The 19,059-nt window shown below is 57.3% G+C and carries 17 protein-coding genes; 12 read left to right on the forward strand and 5 right to left on the reverse strand.

What is annotated here, in order from left to right:
• Positions 1–2 precede the first annotated feature (2 nt).
• The 5 genes from MDHKLMBL_RS03920 to MDHKLMBL_RS03940 form a co-directional block, all read right to left on the reverse strand.
• Positions 3–755, reverse strand: a complete 753-nt coding sequence (locus MDHKLMBL_RS03920; RefSeq protein ID WP_008176259.1) for an energy transducer TonB family protein — start codon at positions 753–755, stop codon at positions 3–5.
• 5 nt (positions 756–760) lie between these two features.
• The gene (locus tag MDHKLMBL_RS03925; RefSeq protein ID WP_008176256.1) at positions 761–2,986 is read right to left on the reverse strand and encodes a DUF1631 domain-containing protein; all 2,226 of its coding nucleotides are present in this window, start codon (positions 2,984–2,986) and stop codon (positions 761–763) included.
• A gap of 195 nt (positions 2,987–3,181) precedes the next feature.
• Positions 3,182–3,784 carry a Yip1 family protein gene (locus MDHKLMBL_RS03930; RefSeq protein ID WP_008176254.1) on the reverse strand — a complete coding sequence of 201 codons (603 nt, stop codon included), beginning with the start codon at positions 3,782–3,784 and terminating at the stop codon, positions 3,182–3,184.
• 157 nt (positions 3,785–3,941) lie between these two features.
• Positions 3,942–5,228: an HlyC/CorC family transporter gene (locus MDHKLMBL_RS03935; RefSeq protein ID WP_008176252.1), complete on the reverse strand. Its 1,287-nt coding sequence runs from the start codon at positions 5,226–5,228 to the stop codon at positions 3,942–3,944.
• Between the two features lie 85 nt (positions 5,229–5,313).
• Positions 5,314–6,120: a cytochrome C assembly family protein gene (locus MDHKLMBL_RS03940; protein WP_008176250.1), complete on the reverse strand. Its 807-nt coding sequence runs from the start codon at positions 6,118–6,120 to the stop codon at positions 5,314–5,316.
• Between the two features lie 182 nt (positions 6,121–6,302).
• On the opposite strand from MDHKLMBL_RS03940, the gene ffh reads away from it, so the two are divergent.
• The 12 genes from ffh to lysS all read left to right on the forward strand — a co-directional run bounded on the left by ffh (position 6,303) and on the right by lysS (position 19,058).
• Positions 6,303–7,703: a signal recognition particle protein gene (gene ffh, locus MDHKLMBL_RS03945; RefSeq protein ID WP_104270169.1), complete on the forward strand. Its 1,401-nt coding sequence runs from the start codon at positions 6,303–6,305 to the stop codon at positions 7,701–7,703.
• A 163-nt stretch (positions 7,704–7,866) separates the two neighbouring features.
• Positions 7,867–8,106, forward strand: coding sequence for a 30S ribosomal protein S16 (gene rpsP / locus MDHKLMBL_RS03950; RefSeq protein ID WP_008176245.1), 240 nt, complete (start codon positions 7,867–7,869; stop codon positions 8,104–8,106).
• Positions 8,107–8,133: 27 nt separating this feature from the next.
• On the forward strand, positions 8,134–8,661 hold the full coding sequence (gene rimM / locus MDHKLMBL_RS03955) for a ribosome maturation factor RimM (RefSeq protein ID WP_008176242.1): 528 nt from the start codon (positions 8,134–8,136) through the stop codon (positions 8,659–8,661).
• Positions 8,662–8,664: 3 nt separating this feature from the next.
• Positions 8,665–9,411 (forward strand): tRNA (guanosine(37)-N1)-methyltransferase TrmD, encoded by a 747-nt coding sequence (trmD, locus tag MDHKLMBL_RS03960; protein ID WP_008176240.1) that lies wholly within the window; start codon positions 8,665–8,667, stop codon positions 9,409–9,411.
• Between the two features lie 37 nt (positions 9,412–9,448).
• A complete protein-coding gene (gene rplS / locus MDHKLMBL_RS03965) occupies positions 9,449–9,805 on the forward strand; it encodes a 50S ribosomal protein L19 (protein ID WP_008176237.1) in 357 nt (118 codons plus the stop codon).
• Positions 9,806–9,919: 114 nt separating this feature from the next.
• Positions 9,920–10,822 carry a site-specific tyrosine recombinase XerD gene (gene xerD, locus MDHKLMBL_RS03970; protein ID WP_008176234.1) on the forward strand — a complete coding sequence of 301 codons (903 nt, stop codon included), beginning with the start codon at positions 9,920–9,922 and terminating at the stop codon, positions 10,820–10,822.
• A 128-nt stretch (positions 10,823–10,950) separates the two neighbouring features.
• On the forward strand, positions 10,951–11,682 hold the full coding sequence (locus MDHKLMBL_RS03975; protein ID WP_008176233.1) for a DsbC family protein: 732 nt from the start codon (positions 10,951–10,953) through the stop codon (positions 11,680–11,682).
• A gap of 145 nt (positions 11,683–11,827) precedes the next feature.
• Entirely contained in the window at positions 11,828–13,129 is a 1,302-nt protein-coding gene (locus tag MDHKLMBL_RS03980; protein ID WP_014576269.1) for a homoserine dehydrogenase, read from the forward strand.
• 11 nt (positions 13,130–13,140) lie between these two features.
• Positions 13,141–14,541: a threonine synthase gene (gene thrC, locus MDHKLMBL_RS03985; RefSeq protein WP_104270170.1), complete on the forward strand. Its 1,401-nt coding sequence runs from the start codon at positions 13,141–13,143 to the stop codon at positions 14,539–14,541.
• Between the two features lie 6 nt (positions 14,542–14,547).
• Positions 14,548–16,281 carry a single-stranded-DNA-specific exonuclease RecJ gene (gene recJ, locus MDHKLMBL_RS03990; protein ID WP_104270171.1) on the forward strand — a complete coding sequence of 578 codons (1,734 nt, stop codon included), beginning with the start codon at positions 14,548–14,550 and terminating at the stop codon, positions 16,279–16,281.
• Between the two features lie 94 nt (positions 16,282–16,375).
• Positions 16,376–17,471, forward strand: a protein-coding gene (gene prfB / locus MDHKLMBL_RS03995) for a peptide chain release factor 2 (RefSeq protein ID WP_100169522.1) whose coding sequence is annotated in 2 segments (ribosomal slippage) — positions 16,376–16,447 and positions 16,449–17,471 — 1,095 coding nt in all. Because the reading frame shifts where the segments join, the coding sequence is not laid out codon by codon here.
• Between the two features lie 51 nt (positions 17,472–17,522).
• Positions 17,523–19,058: a lysine--tRNA ligase gene (gene lysS / locus MDHKLMBL_RS04000; protein ID WP_104270172.1), complete on the forward strand. Its 1,536-nt coding sequence runs from the start codon at positions 17,523–17,525 to the stop codon at positions 19,056–19,058.
• Position 19,059: the final 1 nt, after the last annotated feature.

Here is a 19,059-nt window from a genome sequence, read left to right on the forward strand (position 1 = left end):
GCTCAGAGCCGTTTCGGGGTGAACAACAGTTCCACCTCGAAGCGGTTCGCGCTCCCGCTATCCTTCGGTGGCTGAGGGTAGGGGCTAGCCGCCAGCGCAGCCCGATATGCAGCTTCATCGATTGGCTTGATTCCTGTTGATTTCAGAACCCTTGCCCGGGTCAGGGCGCCATTTCCAAGCAACTGCAGTTCGACTTCCATAGCGACCGTGTCAGTGAGGCTCCTCATGGCCGGCACTCTCAGTTCTTCAAGTTGATGGGCCAGATGGACGGCCAGTTTGACCACATAGGGGTCGAGCTCGCCCGGTGACTCCGTAACCCTCGTAATGCTCTCCTCCGTTTTTTCAGGGAGCTGTTCGGGTTCTTCTCCGGCAGCAGAGCTGGCGCTTGACTGTGCGGCTTCGCTCCGGGGGACGCTGGTATTTGTTGCCTTTGTCGGGGCGGGGGTTTGCGGCTCGCGGGATGTCACAACCTCCGGTTTGGAGAGGGGTTCCGGCTCAGGAGGATCAATCTCAAACGGCGTTACCCGTGGTGCATCCCGACGAGGACTGAGGTCAGCTGACGGGTCGGCAACCGTTCTAAGAGTGCCCGGGGCTACCAGCTCAAACCTTACACTCTCCCTGTGCGTGACCGTTGGTTCTTCCTTGGGCGAGGAGATGCCTGAAAGCAGGAGCGTGTGTAGGAAAAGAGCCAGAGACAAGGCAAGCCCAAGCCGGTAGGCAGCCGGCAGGGCATTGGGACTGCTTTTTTCAGGCATTGGCGTCAGGCGGTCTTGCTCCGGAGGGTGCCGACAACCGCATCCAGGGCCCGATCAATCAATGCGCCCTGCTCAAGCAGGGTCAGCCGGCCACGGCGCATTTCATGGGCCAGTTCAACCCGGGTTTTCTCAATCACTTTCAGCCCCATCCGGTTCACAAAGACAAAGCAATCTGCTTCATCAATGATGGCGGACAGCTTGCAGCGGAAGTTTGCACCATTGACCAGTCGAAACTCGACCCAGTTACCAATCTCGATACCGTCAATCTGGGCAACATATTCCGAGATTGCAGCGTCTTCCAGTTCCTGCTGGCGCTCAACGGCCGTCTGGTGAACGGTCGCGATTTCCTCTTCCGCCGGCTCTTCAGGAGAATCCTGTAGTGCTTCGATGGCAGCATTGGTCCGGAATGCCTCTGCCAGCTGATGCTTGAGCTGGCCCATCATTTCATCGAGTCTCGATGAGTTATAGGAGACCTCTTCAAGTCCTGACCGCAGTGATTTCAGCAGGCCAGGCACGACCCGCACCCACTGGTCTCTTTCGTCATCTTCCTGATGGGGGTGAAGACACCAGATCAGATCATCGACGACCTTCACCGTGGCATTCCACCGATGCTCCACGTCATCCCTGAGATAGGCAAGAAACATCACGCGGCTCCAGCCATTCATCAGGATGTCATGGATGGACTCCGGCAGTTTGTAACGGGACACCTTCTGTTTAAGAAGATTGTCGACGGTTTGTTGAGCCGTCTGGGACTTGATCCGACCCCGCTCGGATTCACGGGTTCTCTGCTCAACCAGAGACGCCTTTCGGTTCTCCCGTTCAAGGAACTGTTCGAATTCCTGATTGAGGGTTTCAAAAAGCGAAACATCACCGTCAAATTCGTTGAGAATCCTTTGCACAATGTTGTGAATCTGTCCGTAGAGTTTGTCCTTGGTTTTCTCGTCGCTGCTACTCCAGCCAATGCCTGCTCTCGCCAGGGAGTTCAGGAGACGTCTGGCCGGGTGCGTAGCCTGGCTGAAGAAACTCTTGTCCCGGATAACCACTTTCAGGATCGGAATCTGCAGCCTGCTTATCAACACCTGAACCGGAGCTGACAGGTTGTAGTCGTCAAGAATGAATTCAAACAGCATGGAAACCAGGTTAATGAGGTCTTCATCGACCTCGTTAAGCGCCGGTTTTCGACCATCCCCGGTATCGGTCTGGGAAAGGAGCTGTTGTACCAGCTGACGGAGATCAACGCTGACAGGTTCGCCGGCGCTCAGGTTGCCCTGGTCCTGCCGGGGGGCTGAAAGCGGCAATGAATTGAGAAGGCTTGCCAGCTCGGAGTCACCCACGACCCGGACATTCGGGTCCGAGGCACGGGGAGGTATGCCCGCATTGGCCCGTTGCAGCGCCAGCATCTGTCGGATCTGTTCGAAAACCGCGCTGCTGCTGGCGGCCTGGCCGGCCCGTTCTGCCGCGGAAGCGTCCGGCGCGCTTTCCTGTTTTGGCGCCTCTGCCGACTGGGGACTGGAGGCCTCATGCTGCTGACCGGATTTGCCGTGATAACGGAAGTTCGGAATGATGCCGGCCTGGATCAGTATGCGGTTGGCTTCGTCCAGCAGCATGCCGAGGTTGGACACAACATAGCGGTCAAACTGCTTGAGCAGAATCAGGCGCTCACGGATCTGGATCTCAAGGGCCTGTATTGCCTCTGTGAACGCACTGCAAAGGTGTTCCGGTGCCATCGGATTGACCGGTGATTCGTCGGTGGCTTCCGGGTACACCTGACTGAAACGGGTCTGGAGTTGCAGCAGTGGGCCCTGAAAGTGCGCCTTTGCCTTGGTGATCATGGCGTTGAGGGCAACCTGCTCCTCAAGGTCGTCATTGCCGACCAGGGCAAGAGTGTCGGCGCTGGCCTGCTTGCTCAGCTGTTCTTCCTGAAGCGGTCCGGTGTGAGGGGGGGTGGCAAAATATTGGGCAACGGTGTTCTGGAAATGCCGCTCGACACCCTTACGCTTGATGCGAATTTCACGCATCGCCTCGAAGTACCGGTTCTGTTCGTTGTTGCTGCGGGCATTATTGGCCAGCTCGAACAGCGAATCGTCGACGGCGTCGAAGGCGCCCTGCAGCAAATCACCGAGCCCGGCGACAACCGTGTCCCGGATGCGGGTGACCTCCGCAGGAACCGGTCTGTTACTTCCGGCTTCCCTGTGTTCGCGGAGGTAATGTATGCCGGACTGCTTGTTCATGGCAGACTCCTGTTTACGCCTCAACCGGATACATGACCGAGCTTGAAATCCTTGGATTCTCGTTATTGGTTAAATTTACCGCATTTTGCCCAAAGTTAACATGACCAAACGCTAACGTGGGAGCAAATTCAAAAAAACACGGGGTGCCCAACAGGCACCCTCGTGCAGATTACTGACTTGCAAGATAATTTGCGGTCAGTTCACGTAAACCGGGCCTATGCCCATGCTCCAGATAACAACACTGATGGCGAGCAGGGCAACGAACATAACCAGGCCAACCGTCAGGACTGCAGAAGCGAACATGAACCCCTTGTCCGCCGGGATCCTCATCAGAATCGGTAGCCCTTCGTAAAGCAGGTAGACCGCGTAGGCAACCGCCACCAGGCCTGCCAGCATATTCACCCATATGTTCGGATACGCGGCGATTACGCCAATCAGGAAAATCGGGGTTGCCGTGTACGCCGCCAGAGCAACGCCTCTGGGCGTCCGTTCTACCGCATCATACGTTGCGGCGAAAAAATCAATGAACTTGCCGAGTATAAAAATGCCGGCAAGCATGGCCGCGTAGAAAAGTGTGGAAAGCTGGAGTGCGCTCGTTACCGACAGCTTGGTGATCTGGCCATCACCAATTTGCCAGCCTACCTGGGTTGTTCCGATGAAGCCGGCAACCGCAGGGATCAATGCCAGCAGCAGAATGTGGCCGGCGTACAGTCTTGTGACAGTCTCGGATTCATTGCGGATCGCCTCCCACTCCTGGTCGGGATGGGCGAGCAGGCCAAACGTGTGTGTCAGACTCATGGACGTATTCCTTGTGATTGTTTTTGTATCGCACGCTCCTTCAGTGTTGGTGGGGGATCACCGGGGGTCAAGCTGGCGGTTAAATTTTGATCTTTCAAGAACGGGAGACGCTATAACCGAAGGGTCTATAGCGCCATAGGGAGGAGGTGTCCGGGTTTTACTGTTTCAGTGACAGAGAACGTTTTTTGCGTTTTTTCGGGTGCACAATGGCTGCTTTCACGACATTGTCCTTGATCTGCAGCACTTCTACCCGATGGCCGTCCACTTTCAGGCAGACGTTGGTGTCGGGGATGTTCTCCAGGGTTTCGGTAATCAGGCCGTTAAGGGTTTTAGGGCCATCGGTAGGGAGCTTCCAGCCCAGGGTCTTGTTGATGGTTCGAACGGCGGAAGTGCCATCAATAATGAACGTGCCGTTGTCCTGCGGAATGATGTCCGGGCTGGTGGCGGCATAGTCCGTCGTAAAGTCGCCGACGATCTCTTCAAGTATGTCTTCCAGTGTCGCGAGGCCAAGAACGTCGCCGTATTCATCGACAACAACGCCGAACCGTCGACGACCTTTCTGGAAGTTGATCAGTTGGGTGTTCAGGGGCGTGCTTTCCGGAATGAAATAGGGTTCCTGGCAAAGCTGCATGATCATGGCCTTGTTGATTTCCTCCTGTTGCAGCAGTTTGGAAGCGCTGCGCAGGTGCAGTATGCCCTGAATGTTATTGATGTCGCCCTTGAAGACCGGAAGCCGGGTATGCTGGCTGCTGCGCAGTTGGCGCAGAATGGTGTCGGTGTCGTCTTCCAGGTCGATACCCACTACCTCGTTTCTCGGCACCATGATGTCATTCACGGTCACTTTTTCCAGGTCCAGAATGCTGACCAGCATGTCCTTGTGCTTGGCGGGTATCAGGGCGCCTGCCTCATTCACCAGTGTTCGCAGTTCTTCCCGGCTGAGGTGGTCGTTGGCAGCGTCTGCGGCGGAAACGCCCAGCAGTTTCAGTATGCCTCCGGTGAACAGGTTCACCGCCCAGACAATCGGATACAGGATTTTCAGCAGCGGACCGAGTATGTAACTGGCCGGGAAGGCAATTTTCTCGGGAAATAGTGCTGCAAGGGTTTTCGGAGTGACTTCTGCGAAGATCAGGATCACGATGGTCAGCAGGATGGTGGCAATCGCGATGCCGGCATCGCCCCAGACCCGAATCGCGATAACCGTGGCGATCGAAGAGGCGAAGATGTTCACGAAGTTGTTGCCGATCAGGATGACGCCGATCAGCTGGTCGGTTCGTTGCAGCAGGCCCTGGGCGCGCTTGGCACCTTTATGGCCGGTTTTGGCCATATGTTTGAGACGATATCGGTTGAGCGACATCATCCCCGTCTCGGAGCTCGAGAAGAAACCGGAAAGGAGGATCAGTCCAACCAGGAGAATAAACAGCGCGGTGAGCGATGTTTCGTTCAAAAGAGGTGTCCTTATATTGCTGACAAGTAGCGAAAATAGGGTTTCGGCGAGCGTTGTGTCAAGAGAATAACCGGTGCTTCCGGTGTCAGCCGCCGCGCTGGAAGATCAGTTCCAGCACAAACTTGCTGCCGTAGAAGGCCAGCATCAGGAGTGCGCAGCCAGCGAGGGTCCAACGGCTGGCGGTGATGCCCCTCCAGCCTTTGGTGTAACGACCAATCAGGAGCGCCACAAACACAAGCAGGGACAGGATCGAGAACAGGGTCTTGTGGGCGAGATTCTGGGCAAAGAGATCCTCTATAAAGAGGGCGCCGGTCACAATGGCCAGAATCAGCATGACGACGCCAGCCCAGACCATCTCGAACAGCAGCGACTCCATGGTTTGAAGAGGTGGCAGGTTACGAACCAGCAGGCTGTTGTAATTGTGCTTCAGTTGGCGATTCTGGAAGTAAAGTAGAACCGCCTGGATGGCCGCCAGAGTAAAGAGGCTGTAGGCTGTCACCGAAAGCGCAATATGGGAGAGCATGCCGTAGCTTTGCTCGGACACCAGTCTCGAGGGTCCATGGGTAACCAGGGCGAGAATAATGGTGAGGCCGGCCAGCGGGTACACGCCGAGAAACAGGCTTTGCACCGGCTTTTTAAGGTTGAGTCCCAATAGAAGGAAGACGATCAGCCAGGAAATAAGCACGGAGCTTTTGAAAAAACTGAAATCGAAGCCGCCGTCGTGGTGGACTGTCTGGCCAATGAGAAGTCCGTGGCTGGTCAGGGCGAGAACGCCAATCAGGGTAGTAATGGCAATGTTGCTTTGAACCCGGCCTCTGAAATGCAGGGCCTGCAGCGCGGTACCGACGCTGTAAAGAAAAAGAGAGGTGACCGCGAGAATCAGCGTTCCCATGACTTCCTTATTAACCACTGTTCTGACTGGGGATCGGCGCTGGTTTGCGCCGATTTGACCGGGCTGGTCGTTTCAGGGCGATAGTCTGGTTATAATGTCGCGATTATGCAACTGGAATCAAGGAGTCGTCGCCGGCTCTGCCGATTCACGCACTCAATTTATCCGGGGTACGGAAGAGCAACATGTTTGAGAACCTCCAAGACCGACTTTCCGGCAGTCTGCGCAAGATTTCCGGCCAGGCGCGCCTCACTGATGACAATATAAAGGACACCCTGCGGGAAGTGCGCATGGCGCTGCTGGAGGCGGATGTCGCCCTGCCGGTGGTGAAGGACTTTGTTGAGGGCGTCCGCAAGCGTGCCATTGGCCAGGAGGTGCAGCGCAGTCTGACGCCGGGCCAGGTCTTTGTGAAAGTTGTCCAGCAGGAGCTGGAACGCGTCATGGGCGAGGGTAATGAATCCCTCAATCTGAACGTCCAGCCGCCGGCCGTAGTCATGATGGCGGGTCTGCAGGGTGCAGGTAAGACGACCACGGTCGCCAAACTCTCGCGCTTCCTTAAAGAGCGGCAGAAAAAATCCGTCCTGGTGGTCAGCGCCGACGTCTACCGTCCGGCGGCGATTCGCCAGTTGGAAACCCTCGCTGGCGAAGTGGGTGTCGAGTTCTTCCCGAGCAGTGCCGATCAGGACCCGGTTGATATTGCCGAGGGTGCCATTGCCGCGGCCAGGAAGAAGCACATTGATGTGGTAATTCTTGATACCGCCGGCCGACTCCACGTCGACGAACAGATGATGGGAGAGATTGGTCGGCTGCATAAAGCGGTCAACCCGGTTGAAACCCTGTTCGTGGTCGATGCCATGACGGGCCAGGATGCCGCCAACACCGCCAAGGCGTTCAACGATGCCCTGCCGCTGACCGGCGTGGTGCTGACCAAAACCGATGGCGATGCCCGTGGCGGTGCCGCCTTGTCTGTTCGTCACATTACCGGTAAGCCGATCAAGTTCCTGGGTGTTGGTGAAAAGTCTGATGCGCTGGAGCCGTTCTATCCGGACCGGGTTGCCTCCCGGATCCTGGGTATGGGCGATGTGCTCTCGCTGATTGAAGAGGCAGAGCGCAAGCTTGATCAGAAGAAGGCCCAGAAGCTCACCAAGAAAATCAAAAAGGGCAAAAGCTTCGATCTGGAGGATTTTCGGGATCAGCTTCAGCAGATGAAGAACATGGGTGGCATCGGTGGCCTGCTCGACAAGTTGCCCGGCATGGGGCAGATGGCCCAGGTGGCGCAGCAACAGGTCAACGACAAGTCCATGGGGCAGATGGAGGCGATCATTTGCTCCATGACGCCAAAAGAGCGGCGTTACCCGGATGTGATCAACAATTCCCGCAAGCGCCGTATCGCCACGGGGTCTGGAACCCAGATCCAGGACGTCAATCGTCTGCTGAAACAGCACAAGCAAATGCAGAAGATGATGAAAAAGTTTGGCAAGAAAGGCGGTATGGCGAATATGATGCGCGGCATGGGCGGCATGATGCCCCCTGGCGGCGGTGGCGGCGGTGGGGGAGGCGGAATGCCCCCGTTTGGCCGTATGTAAAAAGCCTTACATGGAAAACGGGGAAACAACTGGTTTTGCTGTTTTCTTTGGCGCTTTTTTAGCATAGAATAGCGCCCCTTTCGAGTATGGGTCTTCGCGTCAGCTGGTATTCAGCAGGCGTGAATCGTACAAAGTTCGTTCAACAGAACAGGATATTGGTTAAATGGTAATTATCCGTTTGGCTCGTGGCGGCTCCAAGAAGCGCCCGTTCTACCATCTGACAGTCACCGACAGCCGCAAATCCCGCGACGGTCGTTTTATTGAGCGTGTAGGTTTCTTCAACCCGGTAGCCCGTGGTCAGGAAGAGAGTCTTCGCGTTGATCGTGATCGTGTCAATTTCTGGCTCGGTCAGGGCGCGCAGACCAGCGAGCGCGTTGCACAGCTGCTGAAGGCTGCTGGGTAAGACAGTACTGACACCGGGGTTTATGGCATGACACAGAATTCGCAGGAAACTGTGATCGGCCGGATTACCTCGGTGTTTGGGGTCAAAGGATGGCTTAAAGTCTTTTCCTACACAGACCCCAAGGAAGGAATACTGAACTATCCCGATTGGACTCTTGATCTGGATGGCAAGCGTATTCCGGCCAAGCTTGAGGAAGGCCGCCGCCAGGGGCAGGGGATCGTCGTCAGGCTGAAAGGTATTAACGACCGTGATCTGGCCCGCACGTATTGTGGTGCCGAAGTCAGGGTTTCGACTGCTGAATTGCCGCCGCTTCCCGATGGGGAGTACTACTGGTTTCAGTTGGAAGGTCTTGATGTGTTCACGGTGGATGATGAGTGCCTTGGTAAAGTGCACCATCTGATGGAAACCGGATCCAACGATGTTCTGGTGGTGCAGGCAACAGCAGGCTCCATTGATCAACGTGAGCGTCTGATCCCCTATCTGCCGGGCGAAGTGGTGCAGAGTGTTGATCTCGCCGCAAAGCAAATGGTGGTGGACTGGGATCCGGAGTTCTGACGGGTGTGGATTGGCGCAGTCAGTCTGTTTCCGGAGATGTTCGGTGCGGTGACGGATTACGGGATCACAGGGCGTGCGGTTCGGGATGGTCTGCTGACCTTTCGGACCTGGAATCCCCGTGAATTTACCCAAGACCGGCATCGCACGGTAGATGACCGGCCCTATGGTGGCGGTCCGGGCATGCTGATGAAAATTCAGCCCCTGAGGGACGCAATCCATGCGGCACGGGAATCGGCACCCGGAAACCCCTGTGTGGTTTACCTGTCGCCCCAGGGTGAGACGCTGAACCAGTCTGTTGTCGAGTCGCTCGCGGCAGAACAGCAACTGATTCTGGTGGCGGGCCGGTACGAGGGTGTTGATGAGCGCCTGATAGCGACGGAAGTCGATCGGGAAGTGTCACTGGGCGATTTTGTGCTGTCCGGTGGCGAACTGGCAGCGATGGCTGTTATCGATGCGGTTACACGCCTCATCCCCGGAGCGCTGGGTCATGCGCAGTCGGCAGAGCAGGATTCTTTCGCCGACGGTTTGCTGGATTGTCCGCACTACACCCGGCCCGAGGTTTACGAAGGTCAGGCGGTGCCGGATGTTTTATTGGGCGGTCACCATGATCAGATCCGGCGTTGGCGGCTCAAGCAGTCGCTGAGGCGAACCCGGGAGCGACGCCCCGACCTGCTGGAAAAGCGGGTGTTTACGGACGAAGAGCGTGAGCTGCTGGAAGAGATTTTGAACGAACCGGGTGCCTCTGAATAATCAGGGCATTAACAGATTGGGTATCAGGAGCATTACGATGAGCGGCAAGAACAACATCATCAGTCAACTTGAAGCAGAACAGATGACCAAGGAAATCCCCGCGTTTGCGCCGGGTGACACCGTGGTCGTTCAGGTTCGCGTAACCGAGGGTAACCGTGAGCGTCTTCAGGCGTTCGAAGGTGTCGTCATCGGCAAGCGTAACCGTGGAATGAACTCCTCTTTCACCGTACGTAAGATCTCCTACGGTGTCGGTGTTGAGCGTACTTTCCAGAGCTTCTCAAAGCTGATCGAAAGCATCAGTGTGAAGCGTCGTGGCGATGTTCGCCAGGCCAAGCTTTACTACCTGCGCGACCTGTCTGGCAAGGCGGCTCGTATCAAGGAGAAGCTGGGCTGATCAGCAGTGCGCTGAACAGCAGTCAGAAAAAGGCAGCCGAGGGCTGCCTTTTTTGTGTCTGAGGTTTCGGTATGCTTGGTGTGTTGTGGGACCTATGCAGTCTGGGAACTTGCCATGAGAGCAGAAGATGAATCGGTGATCGTCAGGTTTGTTGATGCCATCTGGCTGGAGGACGGACTGGGCGAAAAAACCCGCCAGGCTTACCGGAGCGATCTGTTGCGGTTGTCGGAATGGCTCGAAAGTCAGCCTGGCAAGCCGCTGCTCAAGGATGTTCGCAGAACCGACTTACTGGCGTGGATGTCCAGTGGCCTCGCGCAGGGCGTCAAGAGCTCCACGGCAGCCAGGCGGTTGTCCGGGCTGCGGCGGTTTTATCGGTTTCTGCTGCGAGAAGGCCTGATTACTGAAGACCCGACCCTTCGGATTGACAGCCCCAGGCTGCCTCGGCGTCTCCCCGACTCGCTGACCGAGGGCGAGGTGGATGCGCTGCTTTCCGAGCCGGACCCCGGAATTGCCATCGAGCTCAGGGACAAGGCCATGCTGGAAATACTCTACGGTTGCGGTCTGCGGGTCTCGGAGCTGACCGAGTTGCGGGTTGATCAGGTAAACCTTCGTCAGGGCGTGGTTCGGATCACTGGCAAGGGCGACAAGGAGAGGTTGGTCCCCCTGGGTGAAGAGGCAGTGGACTGGTTGCTGCAGTATATGAAGGAAGGGCGGCCGGAACTCCTTAAAGGGCGATCCTGCGATGCGCTGTTCCCGGGCAACCGTGCTGCGGCGATGACTCGTCAGACTTTCTGGCATCGTATTAAGCACTACGCGGTTCGAGTGGGTATTCGCAAACACCTGTCGCCTCATACACTCAGGCATGCCTTTGCCACGCACCTACTTAATCATGGAGCGGACCTGCGTGTGGTGCAGATGCTGCTGGGCCACTCTGACCTGTCGACAACACAGATATACACCCATGTGGCTCGTCAGCGACTGCAGTCGCTGCACCAGGCTCACCATCCCAGGGGCTAGCCGTGGGGCGGTTCCGCGATTGGGGGTGAACTTTCTTTTTGTGTATTTGTCGCATTGAATTGATTCCCGGCCTGTGCCAATACTGCCCGGGTTGTTTAACTGTTTACTGGAAAAGGTTGTTTGCCAGAATGAATATGAAACATGTGGTTGTGGCGCTTGGAGTTGTCCTGGGTGCCTTTGGCGCGGCGAGCGTCAGTGCCGGTGAAGTGGAAGACCGGATTTCCGAGCGTCTGACCCAGGCCGTCCCCGGCCTCAAGGTGGTGTCGGTAAAGGAATCCGAAGCCAAGGGCCTCTATGAGGTTCAGAGCAACAATGGCGACACCATCTACGCGACCGAGGATGGCCAGTACCTGATGACGGGAGATCTTCTCAAGATTACCGATCAGGGCATTGCCAATGTCACCGAAGCCGCCCGCACGGAGGCCCGTCGCGAAATGATGGCGGACTATGGTAACAAGGGAGTTATCAGCTTCCCGGCGAAAAACGAAAAGGCCGTGGTAAACGTGTTTACTGATATCGACTGCCCTTACTGCCGGAAGCTGCATGACGAGGTGCCGCAGTTGAATGGCTATGGCATTACCGTCAATTACTACGCGTTTCCACGGTCCGGCCCCAATACAGCGTCTTTCAAGAAGTATGAGTCGGTCTGGTGTGCTGACGATCAGCAGGCGGCCATGGACGCAGCCAAGGCCGGCCGCTCAGTACCCGACGCAAGTTGCGAAAATCCGGTGGGCGAGCAGTATGAGCTTGGTGGCCGGGTAGGGGTCACAGGGACACCTGCCATTGTTCTGGAAGATGGCAACATGGTTCGTGGCTATGTCCCGGCCCAGCGTCTGGCGGAAGGCCTCGGGCTACTCTGAAATCCTGGCGCACCTATCGTACGGGATGCGTTACACGGTATTTTCGAAGGATCCGATTCAGGGCTTATTCAGTGAGGCCTGAATCGGTATACTATGCCCGCCTAATATAATTCATCAGCACCCCTTCGGGATCAGAGGTGAGAGTTTGAAAGACGTCAGTGTCGGAATCTGCGGATTGGGAACCGTCGGCGGCGGTACCTTTAATGTCTTGACCCGCAACGCCAGGCTGATTGCCGGTCGGGCCGGATGCAATATCCGGATTACCCGGGTTGCCAGTCGCCGGGCTCGCGAGGATATGGACCTCGGCGATGTGCCCTTCAGCACCGACATTTACGACGTGGTGAACGATCCCGACGTGGATATCGTGGTCGAGCTCATCGGTGGTTATGATGCGGCCAAAGAGCTGGTGCTGGCGGCAATCCGCAACGGCAAGCACGTGGTTACCGCGAACAAGGCCCTGATTGCCGTCCACGGCAACGAAATCTTCGAGGCGGCCGAGAAGGCTGGTGTTGTGGTGGCTTACGAGGCGGGTGTCGCCGGCGGTATCCCGGTCATCAAGGCTGTTCGTGAGGGTATGGCGGCAAACCGCATTGACTGGATTGCCGGCATCATCAACGGCACCGGGAACTACATCCTGACCGAAATGCGTGCCGGTCGGGAATTTTCCGAGGTTCTCAAAGAAGCCCAGGATCTTGGGTACGCCGAAGCAGATCCGACCTTTGATGTGGAAGGCATTGATGCCGCCCACAAGCTGACCATACTGGCATCAGCCGGGTTTGGCGTGCCTCTTCAGTTCGAGAAAGGCTTCACCGAAGGCATTTCGAAGATTACCCCTTACGACATTGCTCACGCCGAATTGCTGGGTTATCGCATCAAGCACCTCGGCATTGCCCGTCGCCGCGATGATGGCATCGAGCTGCGTGTGCATCCGACCCTGGTGCCCCAGAGTCATCTGATTGCCCAGGTTGATGGTGTCCTGAACGCGGTCCTGGTGGATGGCGATGCCGTTGGCCAGACCATGTATTACGGTCCCGGAGCAGGGGATGAGGCAACCGGGTCGGCTGTTATTGCCGATATCGTCGATGTGGCCCGTGCCGTGGCGACCGAAAGCAAGCTGCGTGTGCCCTACCTTGGCTTCTCACCGGACGCCATGGAAGACCTGGATGTGCTGTCCATGGAGGACATTCAGTCTGCCTACTACCTGCGCATTACCGCTCTGGATCGTCCGGGTGTGCTGGCCAAGATTGCCTCCATTCTGAGTGAGCATGGCATCAATATCGAGTCGATCATGCAGAAGGAATCCGAGCTGAAGGACGGACGTATTCCGGTGATCATCCTGACCCATACCGTTCAGGAGCGCCAGATCAACCGTGCGATCGAAGAGTTGGAAGCTCTGTCCGACACCGATGGCCATGTTGTCCGCATCCGCGCTGAAAACTTCAACTGACAGGTACGAACGTGAGATACATCAGTACGCGGGGTGAAGCGCCCGCACTGGGCTTTGAGGATGTTCTGCTGACCGGTCTGGCGACAGATGGCGGCCTCTATGTTCCTGAATCCCTGCCACATTTTGATCTGGAAGAAATCCGGAGCTGGCGCGGGCTTTCGTACAGTGAGCTGGCGTTCAACGTCATGTACCCGTTCGTGGATGACGCTATCCCTGCGGATGATTTCCGCAAGATGCTGGACGAGACCTACTCGGTTTTCGCCCACAAGGCCGTGGCCCCGCTGGTTCAGCTGGATACCAACGAGTGGGTGATGGAGCTTTTCCGCGGTCCGACGCTGGCGTTCAAGGATTTCGCCCTCCAGCTGTTAGGGCGTCTCCTCGACTATGTTCTGGAAAAGCGCAAGCAGCACGTGGTTATCATGGGAGCGACTTCCGGTGACACCGGCTCGGCTGCCATTGAGGGTTGTCGCAGGTGCGAGCACGTGGATATTTTCATTCTGCACCCCTACCAGCGGGTGTCAGAGGTTCAGCGCCGTCAGATGACCACCGTTCAGGGTGAAAACATCCACAACATTGCGGTGCGTGGCAACTTCGACGACTGTCAGCGCATGGTGAAGGAGAGTTTCGGCAACCAGTCGTTCCTGGGTGGCAAAACCCAGCTGGCAGCTGTCAACTCCATCAACTGGGCCCGGATCATGGCCCAGATCGTCTACTACTTCCATGCCTCCCTGGCACTGGGCGGTCCGGATCGGAGCATGGCGTTTTCCGTGCCCACCGGGAACTTCGGCGATATCTTTGCCGGCTACCTTGCCAAGAAGATGGGGCTGCCAATCTCCCAGCTGGTCATTGCCACCAACCGTAACGATATTCTGCATCGCTTCATGAGTGGCAACAAATACGAGCAGCACCAACTCGAACACACCCTGTCTCCGAGTATGGATATCATGGTGTCCAGCAATTTTGAGCGCCTGCTGTTTGATCTCCACGGCCGGGACGGGGTGGCGGTGAAAACCCTGCTGGAAAACGCTGCGAAGGGGCCCGTCAGTATTGAGGACTATCGCTGGAAGCATGCGCGCAAGCTTTTTGACAGCGATGCGGTGGACGACAAGGCCACCTGCGACACCATTCGTGAGATCTACGAGCAGAACGAGTATCTGCTGGATCCTCACACCGCCATCGGCGTCCGTGCAGCGCGCAACTGCCGCCGTGATCAGGTGGTGCCAATGATTACCCTGGGTACCGCACACCCGGCCAAGTTCCCGGATGCCGTGGCAGAGTCTGGCGTCAGTGTAGAGCCACCGCTGCCGGCGCATATGGCCGACCTGTTCGAGCGGGAAGAGCGGTATACCGTATTGGATAATAATATCGACGGTGTGCAGGCATTCATTGCCAAGCACTGGAAAAACGCCTGATCGGGTATGACACCAAAAAAGATCCTGCGTCGCCCCCAGCCCGATACCCTTCCGGACTGGGGGCAAAACCTGCCTCCCTTGCTTCGCCGCCTCTACGCTGCCCGTGGCGTAACTTCTGATGAGCAGCTGAGCTACACCCTGAAACACCTGGCTTCACCCCTGTCTCTGAGAGGTATTGACCGGACCGTTGAGCTTCTTGCCGAGGCTATCGATCAGCAGCAGCGGGTGCTTGTGCTCGGCGATTTCGACGCCGATGGTGCTACCAGTACAGCCGTTGCCATGCTTGGACTCTCCATGCTGGGTCTGCAGAGTATCGACTTTCGCGTGCCCAGCCGGTTTGCAGATGGCTACGGCCTGACGCCGGGTATTATTGAACGCCTGCGCGACGAGGGTCAGCTCCCGGACCTGATGGTCACCGTTGATAACGGCATATCCGCGGTTGAAGGCGTTCGCGCGGCCAAGGAACTTGGCGTGAAAGTGGTGGTGACCGATCACCACCTGGCCGGCGAAGAGCTTCCGGATGCCGATGCCATCGTCAATCCAAACCAGCCGGGTTGTCCTTTCCTGAGCAAGAACGCGGCCGGTGTTGGCGTCATGTTTTACGTGCTCACAGCGTTGCGCAAGCAGCTCCGGGAAACCAATCGCCTGCCTGATCCCGAACCCAACCTGGGGTGCCTGCTGGACCTCGTGGCGCTCGGTACTGTGGCTGATGTTGTGCCTCTGGACCACAACAACCGGATCTTCGTGGAGCAGGGCTTGCGCCGGATACGCCAGGGTGAGGCCCGTCCCGGTATCCTGGCGCTGCTGGAAGTCGCTGGCCGGGACCACACGGCGATCAGCTCAACCGACCTTGGATTTGTGGTCGGGCCCCGCCTGAATGCCGCCGGGCGGCTGGATGACATGAGTATCGGGATTGCCTGCCTGCTGGCAGACAGTCCGGACGAGGCTCGCCGACTGGCCCGGGAGCTGGATACCTTCAACCGGGAACGTCGCACCATCGAAAAGGACATGAAAGCCCAGGCCCAGGATCTGCTGTCTTCAATGTCGCTGGACCTGGATGGACTGCCCTGGGGGCTTGCGCTTTTCGATACCGATTGGCACCAGGGCGTTATTGGAATTCTGGCTGCCCGTATCCGTGAGCAGACCCATAGACCGACCATTGCCTTTGCGCCGGACGAAAACGGCGAAGACATCAAAGGTTCTGCTCGCTCCATTCCCGGGCTTCATATCCGGGATGTGCTTGCCGTGGTCGACTCACGTCATCCGGGGATCATGAAAAAATTTGGCGGTCACGCGATGGCTGCGGGCATGACCCTCGCCAGGGATGATCTGGATGCCTTTTCCGAGGCCTTCGATCAGGCCGTTCGAGACACCCTCTCGGCCGAGGATCTGGAGGCGGCGATCACAACCGATGGGCCTCTGGGCGCAAGTGAACTGTCGTTGGACACCGCCGCGCTGCTCAAACGCGCCGGCCCATGGGGGCAGCATTTCCCGGAGCCACTGTTCGACGGCGAGTTCCGGGTGGTCAGCCAGCGGATAGTCGGCGAAAACCATCTGAAATTGGTGTTGCAACCTGTCGAAGGCGGCGGGATCATCGACGGTATTGCCTTCAATACCGGGCCGGAAGTGCCTGATTACACGCGCACCGGTGCGCGGGTGGTTTACAAGCCGGATGCCAATACCTTCCGGGGGCGCACCAATCTCCAGCTTCTGGTGGATTACCTCGAGCCTCTTGCCTGATTCACGGAAACCCGCAGGCTGATTTACAAACCGATTTCCGGTAGAATCCCGCCTCTGTTTTTACTCTCCATTTTCTAGAGCGAGTAAGGGTTTCATGGAAATTAATCCCATTGTGACGAAGATTAAAGAGCTTCGTGAGCGCACTGAAGCGCTCAGGGGGTATCTTTGACTACGATCAGCGTAGTGAGCGACTGACCGAAGTTGAGCGCGAACTGGAGCAGCCGAGTGTTTGGGACGACCCCGAGCGGGCTCAGGCTCTGGGCAAAGAGCGCGCCGATCTTGAGCTGATCGTCAAGACCATCGACAACCTCACCTCCGGCCTTGAAGACGCTGAGGGCCTGCTGGACATTGCCGCAGAAGAAGAGGATGAGGGCACCGTTGCCGAGATCGAATCAGATCTTGAGGCCCTTGATAAAGAGCTCGAGAAGCTTGAATTCCGCCGCATGTTCTCCGGCGAAATGGACGCCAACAACGCCTACCTGGATATTCAGGCTGGCTCTGGTGGCACCGAAGCCCAGGACTGGGCCAACATGCTCCTGCGCATGTACCTGCGCTGGGCAGAGCGTCGGGGCTTCAAGGCCGAAATTGTCGAGCTGATGGAAGGCGATGTGGCGGGTATCAAAAGCGCCACCATTCACATCCAGGGCGACTACGCCTATGGCTGGCTGCGTACCGAAACCGGCGTGCACCGGTTGGTGCGTAAATCGCCGTTCGATTCCGGAAACCGTCGGCATACTTCGTTTTCTTCCGTGTTTGTGTCACCGGAAGTGGATGACAGCTTCGAAATTGAAATCAATCCCGCGGATCTGCGGGTGGATGTCTACCGTGCCTCCGGCGCCGGTGGTCAGCACGTTAACCGGACCGAGTCGGCGGTACGTCTGACTCACAACCCCACCGGTATTGTTGTGGCCTGTCAGGCTGGCCGAAGCCAGCACCAGAACAAGGACCAGGCCATGAAGCAGCTGAAGGCGAAGCTGTTTGAGCGTGAGATGCAGGAGCGGAACGCCGAGAAGCAGAAGGCCGAGGACGCCAAGGCCGATATCGGTTGGGGTAGCCAGATCCGCTCCTATGTTCTGGATGACAGCCGTATCAAGGACCTGCGCACCAAGGTTGAAACCAGTAATACCCAGTCGGTGCTGGACGGTGACATTGACAAGTTCATCGAAGCCAGCCTGAAGATGGCGCTGTAATCAGCGCCTTTGCCACGCTAACCCGGACAACCCGATTCCTAGTGAGCCAAAATGACTGATCAAACTCAGAATGCTGCACAGCATGAGGACAACAAGCTGATTGCCGAGCGCCGCGCCAAACTGTCAGAGATGCGCGACCAGGGCAATGCCTTCCCGAACGCCTTCCGTCGTGACGCCACCGCCGCGGAACTGCAGGCGAAATATGGTGATAAATCCAAGGAAGAGCTGGAGTCCCTCGGTATCAAGGTGGCCATTGCCGGCCGCATGATGCTCGATCGCAAGGCATTCAAGGTGGTTCAGGACATGACCGGCCGGATCCAGATCTATGCCTCCAAGGATGTCCAGAAAGACACCAAGCACTGGGATCTGGGGGATATCGTGGGTGTGCGTGGCACCCTGTCCAAGTCGGGCAAGGGCGACCTGTACGTGACCATGGATGAGTATGTGCTGCTCACCAAGTCCCTGCGCCCGCTCCCTGAAAAACACAAGGGCCTGACCGACACGGAAGCCCGTTACCGCCACCGCTACGTCGACCTGATGGTCAACGAGGACAGCCGTCGGGTGTTCTATGCGCGCTCGAAGATCATCAGCGCCATGCGTCAGTACTTCACTGAGCGGGACTTCATGGAAGTGGAAACCCCGATGTTGCAGGTGATTCCCGGCGGTGCCACAGCGCGTCCCTTCGTGACTCATCACAACGCCCTGGGTATCGACATGTACCTGCGCATTGCGCCGGAGCTGTTCCTGAAGCGCCTGGTGGTTGGCGGCTTTGAGCGAGTATTCGAGATCAACCGGAACTTCCGCAATGAGGGTCTTTCCACCCGTCATAATCCGGAATTCACCATGGTCGAGTTCTATCAGGCCTACGCGGACTACAACGACCTGATGGATCTGACCGAAGACATGCTGCGCAGCATTACGCAGAAAGTGCTGGGTACGACGACCGTCGTGAACACCCGCACCCTGGCGGATGGCAGCGAAGAAACCGTCGAGTACGATTTTGGTAAAGCCTTCGAGCGCCTGACCGTGGTCGACGCCATCCTGCGCTACAACCCGGACATCAAGCCGGAACAGCTGGCGGACGACGCCAGTGCCCGCCAGGTGGCGAAAAACCTTGGTATTCATCTCAAGGATGGTTGGGGCCTGGGCAAAGTCCAGATCGAGATCTTCGAGGCGACGGCGGAGCATCGCCTGATGCAGCCGACATTTATCACCGAGTACCCGAAAGAAGTGTCGCCCCTGGCCCGCTGCAAAGACAGCAACCCGTTCGTCACCGAACGTTTCGAGTTCTTCGTGGGCGGTCGCGAAATCGCCAACGGCTTCTCGGAGCTGAACGACGCCGAAGATCAGGCGGAGCGCTTCCAGGCCCAGGTGGCCGAGAAAGAGGCCGGTGACGACGAAGCCATGTTCTACGATGAAGACTACGTGATGGCCCTGGAATACGGCCTGCCGCCCACCGCCGGTGAAGGTATCGGAATCGACCGGCTGGCCATGCTGCTGACCAACTCGGCATCAATCCGCGACGTTATCCTGTTCCCGGCCATGCGCCCCGAGCACAAGGCCGACAGCCGTAAAGACGAGGAGTGAT

Source organism: Marinobacter flavimaris (assembly GCF_002933295.1).
Lineage (GTDB): Bacteria > Pseudomonadota > Gammaproteobacteria > Pseudomonadales > Oleiphilaceae > Marinobacter > Marinobacter flavimaris.

Coding starts and splice junctions, on each gene's coding strand:
- MDHKLMBL_RS03940 (WP_008176250.1), bottom strand. CDS start 6,120: ATGGGAACGCTGATTCTCGCGGTCACCTCTCTTTTTCTTTACAGCGTC.
- lysS (WP_104270172.1), top strand. CDS start 17,523: ATGACTGATCAAACTCAGAATGCTGCACAGCATGAGGACAACAAGCTG.
- MDHKLMBL_RS03975 (WP_008176233.1), top strand. CDS start 10,951: ATGAATATGAAACATGTGGTTGTGGCGCTTGGAGTTGTCCTGGGTGCC.
- recJ (WP_104270171.1), top strand. CDS start 14,548: ATGACACCAAAAAAGATCCTGCGTCGCCCCCAGCCCGATACCCTTCCG.
- MDHKLMBL_RS03920 (WP_008176259.1), bottom strand. CDS start 755: ATGCCTGAAAAAAGCAGTCCCAATGCCCTGCCGGCTGCCTACCGGCTT.
- ffh (WP_104270169.1), top strand. CDS start 6,303: ATGTTTGAGAACCTCCAAGACCGACTTTCCGGCAGTCTGCGCAAGATT.
- MDHKLMBL_RS03925 (WP_008176256.1), bottom strand. CDS start 2,986: ATGAACAAGCAGTCCGGCATACATTACCTCCGCGAACACAGGGAAGCC.
- xerD (WP_008176234.1), top strand. CDS start 9,920: ATGAGAGCAGAAGATGAATCGGTGATCGTCAGGTTTGTTGATGCCATC.
- rplS (WP_008176237.1), top strand. CDS start 9,449: ATGAGCGGCAAGAACAACATCATCAGTCAACTTGAAGCAGAACAGATG.
- rimM (WP_008176242.1), top strand. CDS start 8,134: ATGACACAGAATTCGCAGGAAACTGTGATCGGCCGGATTACCTCGGTG.
- MDHKLMBL_RS03930 (WP_008176254.1), bottom strand. CDS start 3,784: ATGAGTCTGACACACACGTTTGGCCTGCTCGCCCATCCCGACCAGGAG.
- rpsP (WP_008176245.1), top strand. CDS start 7,867: ATGGTAATTATCCGTTTGGCTCGTGGCGGCTCCAAGAAGCGCCCGTTC.